The sequence below is a fragment of the Nocardia sp. NPDC127526 genome, from assembly GCF_042672265.1.
GTDB lineage: Bacteria > Actinomycetota > Actinomycetes > Mycobacteriales > Mycobacteriaceae > Nocardia.
This window is the reverse complement of record NZ_JBHXVO010000023.1, coordinates 26,398-40,941: the sequence shown is the minus strand read 5'-3', so window position 1 is coordinate 40,941 and position 14,544 is coordinate 26,398. Positions and strand designations below refer to the sequence as shown.

At 69.0% G+C, this 14,544-nt stretch carries 15 protein-coding genes; 8 read left to right on the top strand and 7 right to left on the bottom strand.

The annotated features are described in order from the left end of the window. Window positions 1-105: 105 nt before the first annotated feature. Both ACFVIV_RS28855 and ACFVIV_RS28850 read left to right on the top strand, forming a co-directional pair. The gene (locus tag ACFVIV_RS28855; RefSeq protein ID WP_379201631.1) at window positions 106-417 is read left to right on the top strand and encodes a hypothetical protein; all 312 of its coding nucleotides are present in this window, start codon (window positions 106-108) and stop codon (window positions 415-417) included. Between the two features lie 95 nt (window positions 418-512). Next, window positions 513-1,397, top strand: a complete 885-nt coding sequence (locus ACFVIV_RS28850) for a hypothetical protein (protein ID WP_379201630.1) — start codon at window positions 513-515, stop codon at window positions 1,395-1,397. On the opposite strand, the gene ACFVIV_RS28845 is transcribed toward ACFVIV_RS28850, so the two are convergent. Together ACFVIV_RS28845 and ACFVIV_RS28840 are read right to left on the bottom strand one after the other, a co-directional pair. Further along, a complete protein-coding gene (locus ACFVIV_RS28845) occupies window positions 1,387-2,589 on the bottom strand; it encodes a ZIP family metal transporter (RefSeq protein ID WP_379201628.1) in 1,203 nt (400 codons plus the stop codon). The genes ACFVIV_RS28850 and ACFVIV_RS28845 overlap by 11 nt on opposite strands. Beyond that, a complete protein-coding gene (locus ACFVIV_RS28840; protein WP_379201626.1) occupies window positions 2,589-3,617 on the bottom strand; it encodes a multicopper oxidase domain-containing protein in 1,029 nt (342 codons plus the stop codon). Before ACFVIV_RS28840 ends, ACFVIV_RS28845 begins: the two co-directional genes overlap by 1 nt. A 164-nt stretch (window positions 3,618-3,781) precedes the next feature. Here ACFVIV_RS28840 and ACFVIV_RS28835 point away from each other — a divergent pair, with 164 nt between their 5' ends. The 4 genes from ACFVIV_RS28835 (at window position 3,782) to ACFVIV_RS28820 (ending at window position 7,397) form a co-directional block, all read left to right on the top strand. After that, a complete protein-coding gene (locus tag ACFVIV_RS28835) occupies window positions 3,782-4,924 on the top strand; it encodes a BTAD domain-containing putative transcriptional regulator (protein ID WP_379201624.1) in 1,143 nt (380 codons plus the stop codon). A gap of 79 nt (window positions 4,925-5,003) precedes the next feature. Then, a complete protein-coding gene (locus ACFVIV_RS28830) occupies window positions 5,004-6,239 on the top strand; it encodes a cytochrome P450 (protein ID WP_379201622.1) in 1,236 nt (411 codons plus the stop codon). Between the two features lie 250 nt (window positions 6,240-6,489). Then, window positions 6,490-7,059 (top strand): TetR/AcrR family transcriptional regulator, encoded by a 570-nt coding sequence (locus ACFVIV_RS28825; protein ID WP_379201620.1) that lies wholly within the window; start codon window positions 6,490-6,492, stop codon window positions 7,057-7,059. 26 nt (window positions 7,060-7,085) lie between these two features. Beyond that, window positions 7,086-7,397 (top strand): chorismate mutase, encoded by a 312-nt coding sequence (locus ACFVIV_RS28820; RefSeq protein ID WP_379201618.1) that lies wholly within the window; start codon window positions 7,086-7,088, stop codon window positions 7,395-7,397. Between the two features lie 38 nt (window positions 7,398-7,435). On the opposite strand, the gene ACFVIV_RS28815 is transcribed toward ACFVIV_RS28820, so the two are convergent. Continuing rightward, a complete protein-coding gene (locus ACFVIV_RS28815) occupies window positions 7,436-8,206 on the bottom strand; it encodes an SDR family NAD(P)-dependent oxidoreductase (protein ID WP_379201616.1) in 771 nt (256 codons plus the stop codon). A 169-nt stretch (window positions 8,207-8,375) separates the two neighbouring features. Between ACFVIV_RS28815 and ACFVIV_RS28810 the strand changes: the two genes are divergently transcribed. Then, window positions 8,376-8,981, top strand: a complete 606-nt coding sequence (locus tag ACFVIV_RS28810; protein ID WP_379201614.1) for a TetR/AcrR family transcriptional regulator — start codon at window positions 8,376-8,378, stop codon at window positions 8,979-8,981. Here the strand turns inward: ACFVIV_RS28810 and ACFVIV_RS28805 are convergent. Both ACFVIV_RS28805 and ACFVIV_RS28800 read right to left on the bottom strand, forming a co-directional pair. Next, window positions 8,970-9,893 carry an alpha/beta hydrolase gene (locus ACFVIV_RS28805; protein WP_379201612.1) on the bottom strand — a complete coding sequence of 308 codons (924 nt, stop codon included), beginning with the start codon at window positions 9,891-9,893 and terminating at the stop codon, window positions 8,970-8,972. The genes ACFVIV_RS28810 and ACFVIV_RS28805 overlap by 12 nt on opposite strands. A 7-nt stretch (window positions 9,894-9,900) precedes the next feature. After that, entirely contained in the window at window positions 9,901-11,385 is a 1,485-nt protein-coding gene (locus tag ACFVIV_RS28800) for a flavin-containing monooxygenase (protein WP_379201610.1), read from the bottom strand. 140 nt (window positions 11,386-11,525) lie between these two features. On the opposite strand from ACFVIV_RS28800, the gene ACFVIV_RS28795 reads away from it, so the two are divergent. Then, a complete protein-coding gene (locus ACFVIV_RS28795; RefSeq protein WP_379201608.1) occupies window positions 11,526-12,566 on the top strand; it encodes an NAD(P)-dependent alcohol dehydrogenase in 1,041 nt (346 codons plus the stop codon). Here ACFVIV_RS28795 and ACFVIV_RS28790 read toward each other — a convergent pair whose 3' ends face one another. Together ACFVIV_RS28790 and ACFVIV_RS28785 are read right to left on the bottom strand one after the other, a co-directional pair. Further along, a complete protein-coding gene (locus ACFVIV_RS28790; protein WP_379201606.1) occupies window positions 12,567-13,493 on the bottom strand; it encodes an alpha/beta fold hydrolase in 927 nt (308 codons plus the stop codon). A gap of 20 nt (window positions 13,494-13,513) precedes the next feature. Next, entirely contained in the window at window positions 13,514-14,386 is an 873-nt protein-coding gene (locus tag ACFVIV_RS28785) for a hypothetical protein (RefSeq protein WP_379201604.1), read from the bottom strand. Window positions 14,387-14,544 lie beyond the last annotated feature (158 nt).

Here is a 14,544-nt window from a genome sequence, read left to right as displayed (position 1 = left end):
TTTGCCCAGTACTTTCCCCGCCGGAAGCCATCGATCAATCTCGTTCGACGTACGAACGTTGAAGTCGGCACTAGACACAGGCTGCGAGCACCTCAAAGGTTAGCCATGACAACCGAACCCAGCGCGATCGGATGGTTGCGGAGTGACGTTTCCGGCATTCGGCAGGAATCGGACGAGGCCGCTATTCGCGGCCTGGCCTATCGACTCGGCTACGACCTCCGCAAAACGGTGGTCTTCGGCCCGCTCACCGATCAGCCGCTGCGCCGGTTGCGCGTGCTGATCTCGCGGCTCGACCTCGATGCCGTCATCGTCCCGAGCGCGCGCCACTTCGACGGGGGCGCGGTGCCTCCGGAACTCGTCGCGGTCGCCGACATCATCACGGTGTCACCGGAGATGACCTATGTGCGTTCCTCGTAGTGAGCCGGATCACTCCAATTGATCTTGCAGATACCCCCTGGGGGTATTAGATTTCTCCCTATCGGAACACCGAAACGATCGAGGGAGACGCGGAAATGACCACTCACGCGCACGCTGCCAACCATGCCGACCACGCTGCTCATGCCGCGCACACCGACCACGCCGCCCATGGTGAACACGCCGGCCACGAAATTCATGCCGGGAACGGCGCGCACGGCGCCCACGCCGGACATGACGCGCACGCCGGGCGCGACGCCGGACTCCCCGGCGGCCTGCGGATCACCCAGGACGGCTACACCCTCGATCTCGCCGAAACCATCATCGGCGCAGGCGAAATCGACTTCCGCTTCCGCATCCTGGGTCCCGGCGGCCACCCCGTCACCGACTACACCCCCATCCACGACCGCGAGCTGCACCTCATCATCGTGCAGCGCGAGCTGACCGGCTTCTGGCACGTGCATCCCGAACTCGCCGCCGACGGCACCTGGGCGGTCAAGCTGAACCTGCCCGCCGCCGGCGCCTACCGCGCCTTCACCGATATCGCTCCGCAGGCCCTCGGCCGGACCATCACGCTCGGTGCCGATTTCGCCATCCCGGGCGACTACGCTCCGCAGCCCGCGCCCGAGCCGGTACGGACCGTCACGGTCGACGGCTACGAGGTGACCCTCGACGGTGATCTCGTACCCGGCGAAGGGCGTCTGCTCACCCTCACGGTCAACAAGGACGGCGCACCGGTCACCGACCTGCAGCCCTACCTGGCCGCCTTCGGTCACCTGGTCGTGCTGCGCGCCGGCGATCTCGCCTACGTCCACGTGCACCCGAACGGCGAACCGGGCGACGGCGTCACCGCCCCGGGCCCGGACATCACCTTTCACACCGTCGTCCCGGGTCCCGGAACCTACCGCCTGTTCCTGGATTTCAAGCACGGCGACGTCGTCCGCACCGCCGCCTTCACCCTCCCCACCGCCGTCAGGCGGTGACCAGCAATCCGGTCAGGTACATGATCAGGATGCCGCCGATGACCCCCGCAATGGCGGGGGCATCGGCGCGCTCGTGACCCTCGGCCCGCAGAGCGGGCAGGATCTGCACGATCACCTGGACGATGGCGCCCACGCCGATACCCAGCAGCAGCGCCGACACCTCGGCATTGTTGATCGACGCACCCACCACCGCGCCCACGATCGCGGGCGCTCCGGCGAGCAGGCCGAGCGCGAGCAGCAGCGGGAGCCGGATGCGTTCGCGCACCAGCGGCGCCACGATCGCCACGCCCTCGGTGGTGTTGTGAATGGCGAACCCGAGAATCAGGAACGCGCCCAGCGCCAATTCGCCCACCGCATAAGCGGATCCGATGGCCAGGCCCTCGCCGAGATTGTGCAGGCCGATACCGAAGGCGATCATGGCGGCCAGGCGCACGCCGGAGGCCCCGGTGCCCGCGGCCCGGGCGCGCCGGGCGCGCAGCCAGCGGTCGAGTGCGGTCAGGGCGAGGAAGGCCAGGCCCGCGCCGAGCAGCACCAATTCGCCGCCGCCGAACGCGCCGCCGGACTCCGCGCCCAGTTCGAGGCCCTCATTGGTGCCGTCGACGGCCAGGAACACCAGCAGGCCGACGGTGACGGCCAGCAGCACCCGCAGCGCATTCCCCCCGGCCCGGCGGGCCAGCGGCAGGAACAGCATGCCCAGCAGCACCGGAATCACGCCGACGTAGAGGCCGAGCAGCGCCATGAGCCCGAAGAACGACCCGTCGGGCTCGGGTGTGGGGACCGCGAGCGGGATCTCGTGTTCGATCACCAGCCCGCTGGAGGTGAGCATGGACACCAGATACGGCTGCCCCTCCCGCCACGGATAGTTCAATTCCAGTGTGGCCGCGCCCATCCGGCCGATCGCGTCCTCGCCCCCGGTGACGTCGACGAACGCGTCGTTGACGAACACCTGCGCGATGGTCACCGGATCCGGCCCGGTATTGCGCACCCGCAACTCGATGACATCATCGCGAAAGACGGTGCGCTCCACCGCGATCTCCTCCACCGGCGGCCCGAGCCGATCCGGCAGCGCGCGCCCGCCGATCAGCCCCAGTCCGGCCAGCACGGCCGCGATCAGCAGCACCAGTCCGGCCCAGCCCACCCAGACCGGTAATCGGGACTCCGCCGCCGGTGCACTTGCCGTGGGTTCGCTCATCACTCGCTCACCTCGAAGAATCCCATCCAGCCCAGTTCCGCGAATTCGGTCTTGTGGGCGTGGAACATGAACTTCCCGGCATGCGGGAACCGCAGCTCGCAGATGCCGCGCTGCCCCTGCGCCTGCACGATGGTGTCGGTGAATTCGGCAGGGGTGAGCCGGGTTCCGGTCGGGAAGTACTCGAAGAAGTTGCCGTGGATGTGGAAACTGTTGATGGGGTCGTACTCCAGCACATTGACCAGGTAGATCCGCACCAGCTCATTGCGTTTCACCCGCACCGGCTCGTGCATGTAGTGGAACGGAATGCCATTGACCGCGTAGAGCTGATTGCCCTCGCCGTCGAAGGTGGTGTTGAAGCCGTGCATGACCATCACCAGTTCGTCGGCCGCCGGGCGCGGTTGCGGCGGATCCACGATGAAGGTGCCGTACATGCCGCGCGCGATGTGCTCGGCCAGCGGGCTGACGTGACAGTGGTAGAGGTGCAGACCGAAAGGCGTGGCGTCGAATTCGTAGGTGAACGATTCACTGGGCCGGATGACGCCGCGGCCGATCCCGGGAATGCCGTCCATCTCCGCGGGGTGGATGCCGTGGAAATGCATGGTGTGCGGGTGCTCCGAGCCATTGGTGAAGGTCACCCGCAGCAGATCGCCCTCGGTGCAGCGCAGCGTCGGGCCCGGCAGGCGGGAGTTGAACGTCCAGGCCGGAAACGTCACTCCCGGAGCCACTTCCAGGTCCTGGTCGCGCGCCACGATATGCCACTCCCGCAGCGTGCGGCCGCCGGGCAGGGTGGAGACCGTGCCGCCGTCGAAGTCCCGCAGGATCTGCGTCGGATTGAACCCGTTGGCCGCGTGATCGACCTCTTCCCCCAGCCGGAAGGTGGGCCCTTCGACCCCGCCGCCGTGGCCGGAATGCCCGGACGAGGCCGCGGCCGGCGCATCGAACAATCGGGTGGACCCCAGGGCCAGGCCGGCCGACCCGGCCATCGCGCCACCGATCAGGAACCCCCGCCGTGATTGCTTCATCGGCATCTCCGTCGCACCGCTCGGACTATCAAGTTTGGCAGCCCTGAATATTGGATTCAATAGCCCGAAACAAAGGACGAGGTCTACCGATAACCTATCCCGGCGGCGGGGCGGGCGAAGAATAGTTAGAGTGGCCCTCGATAATCGCGGGCGGTCGTGAGGAGTCGGCCATGGCCGAGGTGCGGGCGCAGGTGGGGGTGCTGGGGCCGGTCCAGCTCACCATCGACGGGGTCGCCCAGCAGCTGGGCGGGCCCAAGCAGCGGGCGGTGCTGGCCTATCTGGTGATCAACAACAACCGGCCGGTATCGGTCGATGCGCTGGCGGCCGCCGTCTGGGAGGACAATCCGCCGCCGGATGTGCGGGTGAGCCTGCACGCCATCGTGTCCAACCTGCGGAAACCCCTGCGCGACGGCGGAATCGACGCCCGCGCCGTGCTCCAGCACATGGGGACCGGCTACCGGATCGTGGTCGACGACGCCGCCTGCGATGTATTCCGGTTCCGCGCGCGCCGCGAGAACGGGCTGCGGGCCTTGGCGGCGGGGCGATTCGGGGCAGCCGCGGTCTCGCTGTCGGAGGCGCTCGCGCAGTGGCGCGGGCCGGTGCTGTCGGATCTGCGCGGGCTCGGATTCGCCGACGCCTATGCGGTCGCCCTCGACGACGAACGGCTGGGCGTGATCGAGGCGCGGGCCGAGGCCGAGATCGCCCAGGGCCGCGGCGACAGCGTGATCGCGGAGCTGACCCTGCTGGTGCGCGAGCATCCGCTGCGGGAATCGCTGTGGGAGCAGTTGATCACCGCGCTCTACCTGGCCGGGCGGCAATCCGACGCGCTGGAGGCGGCGCGGCGATTGCGGGTTACCCTCGCCGAGGAACTCGGCATCGATCCGGGACACCGGATGCGCGAACTCGAACAGCGCATCCTGCGCCAGGATCCGCTCAGCGTGCGCACGGTGGGCAATGCCTCGGCCACCCGGGCCACCACCATTATCGATCGCAGCTGGCACGAACCCGAGGCGGTGCTGCGCGACCGCGAGGGCAATGTGTATCCCATCGTCGGCACCGTCACGCGCATCGGCCGGTTGTCCGACAATGACATTCCGCTGCACGACGGGCGGGTCAGCCGTCATCATGCGCTCATCGTGGACAACGGGATGACCTACGTGCTCAAGGATCTGCACTCCTCCAACGGCGTATACGTCAATGGCGCGCGGGTGGTGGACAGCGCGGTGCTGTCCGACGGGTCCACCATCCGGATCGGCGACACCTCGCTCGTTTTCGTGTTGATCCGCTCGAATACGGGCGAAACCCAGAGCTAGCGCCGCCGCAGCGCGATACAGCGGGAGAATTCTGAAACGTGTTCTAGACATATTCGAGCATTTGTCTTACCGTCGATTCATGAGCACAGTGGCGTCTCGTCCGGTCCGGTTCCAACTGCGATCGGGGGAAACCTGGCGCGACCCCTGGCCCATGTATTCCGCACTGCGCGAACAGGATCCGGTGCACCGCGTGATCCCCGAGGCGCATCCGGAGCACGACTTCTACGTCCTGTCCCGGCACGCGGACGTGTACGCGGCGGCACGGGATCCGGAAACCTTCTCCTCGGCCGCGGGGCTCACCGTCGACTATGTCGGGCTCGAGCGTGCGGGAGTCGGCACGCACCGGCCGTTCGTCTTCATGGATCCACCCGAGCACACCGACTTCCGGCGGCGGGTATCGCCGGGATTCACGCCCCGGCAGGTGAATTCGGTCGAACCCGCGGTGCGGGAGTTCGTCGTCGAGCGCATCGAGCGGCTGCGGGCGGCGGGGGAGGGCGATATCGTCGCCGAACTGTTCAAGCCGCTGCCGACCATGGTCGTCGCGCACTATCTCGGTGTGCCGCAACAGGACCACGGCAAGTTCGACCACTGGACCGAAGCCATTGTCGGCGGTGCTGTCGCCGGTGCGGGCATAGCGGCCGGCGGTCAGGACGCACTCACCGCCGTCGGCGAATTGGTCGGCTACTTCACGGAATTGATCGCCCGCCGCCGCGCCGAACCCGGCGACGACACCATCTCCCACCTACTCGCCTCCGGCCTGGGCGCCGACGGCGACAATGACGGACTGGTCGCCATGCTCGGCTTCGCCTTCACCATGATCACCGGCGGAAACGACACCACCACAGGCAATCTCGGCGGCGCGGTCCAACTGCTCACCACCCACCCCGGCCAGCGCCGCCTCCTGGCCGAGAACCCGGCGCTCATCCCCGACGCCGTCGAGGAATTCCTCCGCATGACCTCCCCCGTCCAAGGCTTGGCCCGCACCACAACCCGCGAGGTCACCCTGCACGACACCACCATCCCCGCCGGCCGCCGCGTCCTGCTCCTCTACGCCTCCGCCAACCGCGACGAACGCGAATTCGGCCCCACCGCCGCCGAACTCGACATCCGCCGCAACCCCAAACGCATCCTCACCTTCAGCCACGGCCACCACCACTGCCTCGGCGCGGCCGCCGCCCGCATGCAGGCCCGCGTAGCCCTCGAAGAACTCCTCGCCCGCTGCCCGAACTTCACCGTCGACCTCGACAACGTCCGCTGGTCCCAAGGCAACTACGTCCGCTGGCCGGTCGCGGTCCCGTTCCGGGCGGCAGGATGAGCAGTGCCGCTTCCTATCCCGGCGTGAGTGCTGTTCGTCCTCCCGGCGTGAGTGCTGTTCGTCCTCCCGGCATGAATGCCGTTTGTCATCCCGGCATGCTTTTGGCCGGGATCTCTGACACCGCGGTGGATTCCGGCCAAAAGCGCGCCGGAATGACGAGACGTGTCGGCGCCGGAATGACGAGACGTGTCGGCGCCGGAATGACGAGACGTGTCGGCGCCGGAGTGACGAGACGAGCTGGAGGGATCGCATGAGTCGCGATTGGCTGTCGGACGATCGTGCGGATTTGGCGGCCGAGCGCATCCTGGACGCGGCCGCCGCGCTGTTCGCCGAGCGTGGCGTGACGGCTGTGGGCATGGCCGATATCGCCAAGGCGGCGGGCTGCTCGCGGGCCACGCTGTACCGGTATTTCGAGAATCGGCAGGCGGTGCGCCTGGCCTTCGTGCACCGGGAGACTCGCCGCATTGCCGCGCGGGTCGCGCGGGAGGTGCGCGATATCGCGGATCCGGGCGGGCGGATCGTCACCGCCATGCTGGCCGCGGTGCGGGAAGTGCGCTCCGAGCCGATGCTCATTGCCTGGTTCCGGCCGGGCGAGGCGGGGCCGGCCGGGCGCATCAGCCAGGACTCCGAGGTCATCGAATCCATTGCGGGCGGGCTGTTCACGCCCGCCGGGCTCACCGATCCGGAGCGCAGCCGCCTGGCGCGCTGGTTGACCCGCATCATCGTGTCACTGCTGGCGGCACCCGGCCGTGACGCGGAGGACGAGCGCGCCATGCTCGACGAATTCGTCGCGCCGGTGATCACCCGCGTGTTCGCCTGAGCGGGCAGCCGATAGGGTCGGCACTCGTGTCTGCTCCACAATTGCCCGCCGCGTCCGCCCCGCAATCCCTCGATGAGGTCCGCACTCGCATCGACGCGCTCGACGGCGAATTGATCCGCCTCCTGGCGCAACGGCAGGATCTGGTCCACGCTGCCGCCGGATTCAAGACCGACGAGCAGGCCGTGCGCGCCCCGGACCGCGTGGAGCGGGTGGTGGCGCTGGCCAAGGAGCGCGCTGCCGCCGCCCGGCTGGAACCCGCTGTCGCGGAGGCCGTCTGGCGGGCAATGATCGGAGCCTTCATCGATCTCGAACTCGGCGAGCACGCCGCCCGACGCTGACTCTCGGGCAATTCGGCCCAGTCGAGGGTGGCTCAGGTTCACTGGCCGCCGATGGCTGTGACACCCCCATCGACTGTGAGATGGGTGCCGGTGATGAACGAGGCTTCGTCGCTGAGCAGGAAGCGCACCGCGCGCGCCACCTCCTCGGGCGCACCGAGCCTGCGAAAGATCGAGCGCGCGGCCTCCTGATCGATGACCTCCTGCGGCACATTGTTTCTCATCATCGGAGTGTCGATATAGCCCGGGCACACGGCGTTCACGCGCACGTCGCTGCTGCCCAATTGATGTGCGAGGGCCCGGGTCAGGCCGAGCAGGCCCGCCTTGGAGGAGCAGTAGGCCGGGATGAAGGCCTGGCCGATGAAGGCTTCGATGGAGGAGATCCCGACGATCGCCGACCCCGGATTGCTTTGCAGGTCACTGAGAATGGCCTGCGCGATCAGGGCCTGGGCGCGCAGGTTCACATCGAGCACCGCATCCCACTTGCCGGCATCCAGATAGCCGACCGGCTCCGCGCGCACCACGCCCGCGGCGTGCACCAGCCCGCCGATACTGCCCAGCACCTCGCGAGCCGGTCCGACCGCGGCCTCGATCTGCTCGGTATCGGTGACATCGATGCCGACGCCGAGCGCCGCCACCCCGTACTTGTCGGAAATGGTCGCCGCCGCGGCGCGCGCGGACTCGCCCTGCAGATCCCACAGCGCGACCGGCCGGCCCACCTCGGCCAGCGCCACCGCACAGGCCAGGCCGATACCGGACGCGCCGCCGGTGACTATGACCCCGGTGGCGGGGGAGTGTTCGGGTGCGGGCATGGGTCCTCCGAGGCTTCAAGGGTGACAACTGATTTCGCAAGGTCCGGGCAACTCGCCGGGGACGTCCGGAGTCGGTTCGGCTCCCCGCCGCCGCCACGCGTGCGCGACGGTGAACGGCTCTCGGCCGGGCGCTGAGGTCTCGGGGAGGCGGAGGAGCCAGAATGTGCGCATGTCATCGCACCTGCCGTCGGCCACGTTCACGACCGTGCACCCGCTGTCGGACAGCCAGCGGGAGCGGCGGCAGCGGCTTCTCGATGCGGCCCGGGAGCTTGCTGCGGCGGGTGGGTACGCGGCGGTGACCATGCATGCCGTGGCCGACCGAGCCCAGCTGGCGCGGGCCACCGTGTACCGGTATTTCGGCAGCAAGGATCAGTTGCTCACGGCGGTCGGCGCGGAGTGGGCGCGCGAGGTCACCGGCGAGTTCATGGCCGATGGCATCGGCGCGGACACCGCACCGGCCGACCGGGTGGCCGGAATGCTGGCCGCGATCATGGAGCACACCGCGGCGGAACTGCCGCTGTGCACGGCGGTGGTGTCGGCGGTCATCTCCGGCGACCGCACGGCGGAATTGGAACGGCAAGCGCTGTACGGGCTGTGGATGGAGCGGTTCGATGCCGTTCTCGGCGACACGCCGGCAGTCGAGGAACGCGGTGAGCTCACCTATCTGCTCGGCGAGTTGCTGCTGGCAGCTTTCACCAGCATGTGCATGCTCGCGCAGCCCCTCGACCGGGTCCGGGACATGCTCACCGGCGCCGCGCACCGGCTACTGCCCTGAGCGCTGGCCGGTGTGATGGCCGTAGATGCCCTCGGCCAAGGCGGCGGACATCTCCCGGATGGCTGCGCGCGCGGGCGCCATCGGCCAGGCGTGGAACACATGCCACAGCCCGCGATACTCGTGATGCCGCAGCGGCGCACCGGTTTTCGCGGCCAGCTCGGCGAAACGCCTGGCATCCCCGGCCAGCGGATCGTCACCGGCCGATTGCAGCACGATGGGTGGCAGGCCGGTGATATCGCGATACAGCGGTGACACCGCCCGGCGCCGATCCTGCGGCATGCCCGGCAGGTACGCGTCGGTGAATTCGCGAATGAGCTCGGGGGAGAGCAGCGGCTCGCGGCTCGGATCACACCGGAAGGCAAGCGAATCCGCCGACAGATCCAGGGCGGGGCAGATCAGCCCCAGCACTGCCGGAGCGGGCAGGCCCTCATCGCGTGCCCGCAACGCCAGATCCAGGGTGAGCGTACCTCCTGCCGAATCACCCGCAACCGCAATGCGTCCCGCTGGAATCCCGCGATCGAGCAGTGCGCGGTAGGCGGCCACGGCATCGTCGATGGCGGCCGGATACGGAAACTCGGGCGCCAGCCGGTAATCCAGCGTGTACACCGTCGTCCACATGGCGGCGGCAATGGCCCCCGCGGTCGGGCGCTCCATCGGCGGCGCGCCGACGGCGAACCCGCCACCGTGCAGGTACAGCACCGCCGCATCGGCGGCAGCCCCTGGCGGAGTGAGTATTTCGGCGGGCACCCCGCCGAGCGAGCCCGCCTCGACGCGCACCCCGCGCGGCGGGCGAGCGTAGCGGGTCCCCGCGTTCATCCGCTTCCGCGCTCGCCGCCAGTCGGGTATCGGACCGAAACTCCACCAGCCGACGACCCGGGTCGCCCAGCGCATCAACGGAATCGGAAACAGCACGGCAGCCTCACTTCCCGGCCGGTTCCAGGCGGTAGTCCACCGGATCCGGTTCGCTGCGAATGAGTTTCTCGTACCGGCCCGGACTCCACGGCCACAATTCCGGAAGCCCGTCCTTGCCCAGATACCAACTGCTACAGCCGGTGGTCCACACCGTGCTCGGCGCGGCGGCGCGCAACCGGGCGTTGTAGCGGTCGGTGGCCGCCGCGGTCGGCGCGACCGTCGCGAATTCCCCGGCCCGCCAGCGCCGCAACCACCCGACGATCCGCGCCGACTGCGCCTCCGCCACCGCCGTCAGCGGGTGGTTGGCGAACGGGCTGTGCGGCCCGATGAGCATGAACAGATTCGGGAAGTCCGGCATCATGACGCCCTCGAAGGCGCGCGGCCCCGCCGCCCACGCCTGGTCGAGGGTGCGGCCGCCGACACCGGTGACCGCCATCGGCCGCATGAAGGCGTGTGAATCGAATCCCGTTGCCAGCACCAGGATGTCGAGCTCGTGCAACTCCCCGTCCACGGTGACCACGCCACCCGGCTTCACCTGGTCGATCCCGCTGGTGACCAGGTCGACATCCGGCCGCTGCACGGCCGCGTAGAAGCGGTCCGACACCACCAGCCGCTTGCACATGGCCTGATAGTCCGGCGTGAGCTTGCGCCGCAGTTCCGGATCCCGGACCGAGCGCAGATTCCGCGCCACCACCCACTGAATGAACGACCGCGTCCGCCCCGGATGCACCAGCCCCTGCGAGAACGCCGCGAAGATCGCCTGATGCACCCGATAGACAAGCGAACTCAGCACCGGCAGCCGCCGGTACACGGCCTTGGCCACCGGTGAATACGGCCGGTTGACCGTCGGCAGAATCCACTGCGCGGTGCGCTGGAACAACACCACCCGCGGCACCTGCCCGGCCAGCGCGCTCACCAGCTGGGTGCCGGTCGACCCGGTCCCGATCACGCCGATGCGCTTGCCTGCCAGCTCCACCGTGTGATCCCACCGCGCCGAATGCATGACCGTCCCCGCGAAGTCCGCCAGCCCGGGAATGTCGGGCGTATTCGGGTGATGCAGGAATCCCGTTGCGCACATGACGAAGTCGAAGCGCTCTACCTCACCGGTGGACAGCGTGACCCGCCAGCCGTCGCCCTCGAATTCGGCTTCGGCCACCTCCGTGCCGAAGCGGGTGCGCGCGGGCAGCCCGTGCCTGCGCGCCACCCCGACCAGGTAGTCCTTGATCTCCGGCCCGGTCGAATACAGCTGCGACCATTCGGGATTCATGGCGAACCGGAACTGGTAGTACCGCGACGGCACATCGCACACCAGCCCGGGATAGGTGTTGTCCCGCCAGGTGCCGCCGTAGTCGGCCGCCTTCTCGTAGATCGTGAAGTCGGTGAATCCGGCCCGCTGCAAGGCGACGGCCATGGCGATGCCGGAAATCCCGGCCCCGGCAATGGCGATCCGCGGTTGTCCATTGGGCCGGCGGCCCGATCCTGCGGCACTCATGGGACGGCAGCCTAGACTCGAGTCTCATTTTCGGGAGCGTTTCCGGGAACATCGTTAGACATTCCGTCATTCGCTAGACGCAGTGTATAGCGAGTGTTACGTTGTGCGCCAGATCACAAGCTCTCAGTCGAGGAAGCACCATGCGCGCACTCCAGTGGACAGGCCCGGAAACCGTGGCGGTCAACGACATCCCGGTTCCCGAGATAGGACCCAATGACCTGCTGCTGCGAGTCGGCGCCGCGGGCGTCTGCCATTCGGACCTGACCCTGGTCAACTTCCCGGTCCGGCTGCGCGAGGATCCGCTGACCCTCGGGCACGAGATCGCCGGGACCATCGAGGCGGTCGGCTCCGATGTGCACGGGCGCGAGATCGGCGAGCGCGGGCTGGTGTACCTGTTCTGGACCTGCGGCGTGTGCCGCGAATGCGTGAGCGGCAATGAGAACGTCTGTCTCGCAGCCGGTCGCGTGGCCATGCCGCCCTGCCCGGGGCTCACCATCGAGGGCGGAATGGCGGAATACGTGCGGATTCCGGCGAATGCCTTCGTGCCCATCGGCGACCTGGACTTCCTGCAGGCCGCGCCGGTGGCCGATGCGGCGCTCACCGCTTATCACGCCATTCGCGGCGCGCGGGAGGTGCTGCGGCCCGGCGGCACCGCGGTCGCCATCGGCATCGGCGGGCTCGGGCATGTGGCGGTGCAGATTCTGCGGGCCGTCACCGGCGTGCGGGTCATCGCGGTGGACGTGGCGAAGGAGAAACTGGAGCTGGCCGCCGAGTGCGGTGCGGACCTGGGCATCCTGTCCGATGACAGCACCGCGCGGCAGATCCTCGAGCTGACCGATGGCCGCGGCGCGGAGGCCGTATTCGACTTCGTCGGCGTGGACGCCACCGCCAAGCTGGCCGTGGAGACCGTCGCGCCCAATGGCGCCTATCGCATGGTCGGAATCGGCGGCGGCGCACCGGAGATCACCGCCGGGCCCGCCGGCGGGCCGGGCTGGCCGTGGGGCGCGACGGTGCGGAAATCGCTGGGCGGCGCCAGAAGCGATCTGCACGCCTGCGTGGCCCTCGCGCAGGCGGGCAAGCTGCACATGGAGGTCGAACGCTTCGATCTCGCCGACGGCCCGGAAGCCCTGCGGCGCTTGGACGAAGGCCAGATTCGCGGCCGCGCCGTCCTGGTGCCCTGATCAGCTCGCGTCTGCCAGGAACTTCCGCATCCGATCCGCGATCTCCTGCGGGAACTCGCCATTGATGGCGTGCGAGGCCTCCGGCCACACCTCGAGCTGTGCGGCCGGCAGCGCCTTGCGCGCCTTGGCGACGATCCGGCGCGAATCGTGCACGATGCTGCGCCCGGCGTAGATCCCGAGCACCGGCGCGGTGATGGCGGAAAGCTGTTGCTTCGTAGGCTGTTTCGTCATCGGCAGATAGGCGGCGAAGTCACGCATGCCGGAGGCGATGAGCTTGCCCTCCGGCGCGTCCTCGGGAGCCGTCACCCCGCCGGAGATCCAGGACAGCAGCTTGTTGCGCCAGCGCTCCGGCATGCCCGGCAGCACCGAGCCCAGCGAGACGGCGATCATCTTCCAGCTGAAGCCGCCGAACACCGACGGAGCATCCAGGATTGCCAGGGACGCGACCCGATCCGGATGGTGCACAGCCAGATTCACCGCCGCCCAGCCGCCGATCGATACACCCAGCAGGTGCACCGGACCCGGTTGCAGACCCCGCAGCGCCTCGGCCAGCCACGCGGCCTGATCCAGACCGTCGGTGAACGGTTCGGATTGCACGCTCAATCCCGGCTCACCCAGCAGGTCCAGGGTGATGACCGGCCGCACCTCGAGCAGGCCCGCCAGATTCGCCGCCCACATGGGCGTCGCGGCCTGCCGCCCCGGCAGCAGCACCAGCGGCGTGCCGCCGCCCTCGCCGAACCGGTAGGCCCGCACCGTGCCGAACCGGGTGGGCACGTCCACCGCCTCCCGCGGGGCCGGGAGCTGGTCGAATCCGGCCTGGTAGGCGCTCTTGTACCGGGTGTATCCGGCGGCCTCGCGGAAGTACCCGATCCGCTTGCCCTTGCACGAGGGGCCCACATTGTGTTCGGGGAAGTCGACCGTCGTCATGGGACCAGCATCCCCCGTGCTCATTTCAAGCGTGCGATGCGGTGCGCCAGCCAGCGGCGGTCCTCGTCGTCGTGGGCGTGCTCGACGATCTTGCGGCGGGTGGCGGGCGAGAGCGCCGACAACAGCCGGTCGACCCGATTGCGGGTGTCCCACCGTCGCAGATAGCGGGCCGCGCCGGCGGCCGCCCGCCCGTGCGCCTGCTCGGCGGCGCGCACGAAATCGGTCTCGGCCTCCCCGTCCATCAGGACGGCCGGAACATCCTCGTGCGCAGGGTAACCCGAGTATTTGCCGGAACCGCTGGCGAACCAGGCCAGCAGGACGGTGAGGCGGTCGACCGGATCCGGGTACGCGGCCAGCAGCCGCCGCCGCACCGCGCTCATGGTGGCCGCGTCGGGCAGCCGTCCGATGGCCGAGATGGTCAGGAAGTCGTGGCGGAAATCGATCAGCACCGGCGGGATCTGCGCCGCCCACAGGCGCGTCTGCTGCTCGGACTGCTCCCGGCGGCGTTCGGCCGCCCGGTATTCGGCGAGCGGTCCGGTCACCCCGCGCACGGCCAGCCATTCCAGGGAGCGCACCCCGTCGGCGAGGACGGCGTCCTCGGCCCAGCCGTTCCAGCGCAGCGAATACCCGTGGTGCAGGGTCACGGTGGCGAGCCGCGTGCCCGCCGCGTCGTAGAAGTCCAGCGCCACATCGCCCCAGCACAGGCAGATGAATCCGGGGAGATCGGCAATGCGCAGCGCCTCGCGCAGCGCTCGCACGGCAACCGGGTCGCGCTCCTCGAGCAGCGGCGTGGAATCACCGCCCAGTTCCCGTACACCGACCGCGTGGGCGGTCGCCAGCACCCGGTCCAGGGCGTCGAGATCCCCGCTGGCGGACTCACCCCCGAACGGCATACTCAAACAGTATCGGGACCGGCCGGTCGTGCGCCGGGCCTCTGACCGGGCGCAATAGGGTGAATGTTGTCCGACAGGTTGCTGAACTGGTTCGTACCAGTGGGTGATAACGTTCGGTGTGACGCCGACAACTCAGGTCCCACCCCGGGCCGAGAGCT

Bases quoted from the DNA above. Each gene is read 5' to 3' on its own strand.
- ACFVIV_RS28855 (WP_379201631.1), top strand. From the start codon at position 106: ATGACAACCGAACCCAGCGCGATCGGATGGTTGCGGAGTGACGTTTCC.
- ACFVIV_RS28850 (WP_379201630.1), top strand. From the start codon at position 513: ATGACCACTCACGCGCACGCTGCCAACCATGCCGACCACGCTGCTCAT.
- ACFVIV_RS28845 (WP_379201628.1), bottom strand. From the start codon at position 2,589: ATGAGCGAACCCACGGCAAGTGCACCGGCGGCGGAGTCCCGATTACCG.
- ACFVIV_RS28840 (WP_379201626.1), bottom strand. From the start codon at position 3,617: ATGCCGATGAAGCAATCACGGCGGGGGTTCCTGATCGGTGGCGCGATG.
- ACFVIV_RS28835 (WP_379201624.1), top strand. From the start codon at position 3,782: ATGGCCGAGGTGCGGGCGCAGGTGGGGGTGCTGGGGCCGGTCCAGCTC.
- ACFVIV_RS28830 (WP_379201622.1), top strand. From the start codon at position 5,004: ATGAGCACAGTGGCGTCTCGTCCGGTCCGGTTCCAACTGCGATCGGGG.
- ACFVIV_RS28825 (WP_379201620.1), top strand. From the start codon at position 6,490: ATGAGTCGCGATTGGCTGTCGGACGATCGTGCGGATTTGGCGGCCGAG.
- ACFVIV_RS28815 (WP_379201616.1), bottom strand. From the start codon at position 8,206: ATGCCCGCACCCGAACACTCCCCCGCCACCGGGGTCATAGTCACCGGC.
- ACFVIV_RS28810 (WP_379201614.1), top strand. From the start codon at position 8,376: ATGTCATCGCACCTGCCGTCGGCCACGTTCACGACCGTGCACCCGCTG.
- ACFVIV_RS28800 (WP_379201610.1), bottom strand. From the start codon at position 11,385: ATGAGTGCCGCAGGATCGGGCCGCCGGCCCAATGGACAACCGCGGATC.
- ACFVIV_RS28795 (WP_379201608.1), top strand. From the start codon at position 11,526: ATGCGCGCACTCCAGTGGACAGGCCCGGAAACCGTGGCGGTCAACGAC.
- ACFVIV_RS28790 (WP_379201606.1), bottom strand. From the start codon at position 13,493: ATGACGACGGTCGACTTCCCCGAACACAATGTGGGCCCCTCGTGCAAG.
- ACFVIV_RS28785 (WP_379201604.1), bottom strand. From the start codon at position 14,386: ATGCCGTTCGGGGGTGAGTCCGCCAGCGGGGATCTCGACGCCCTGGAC.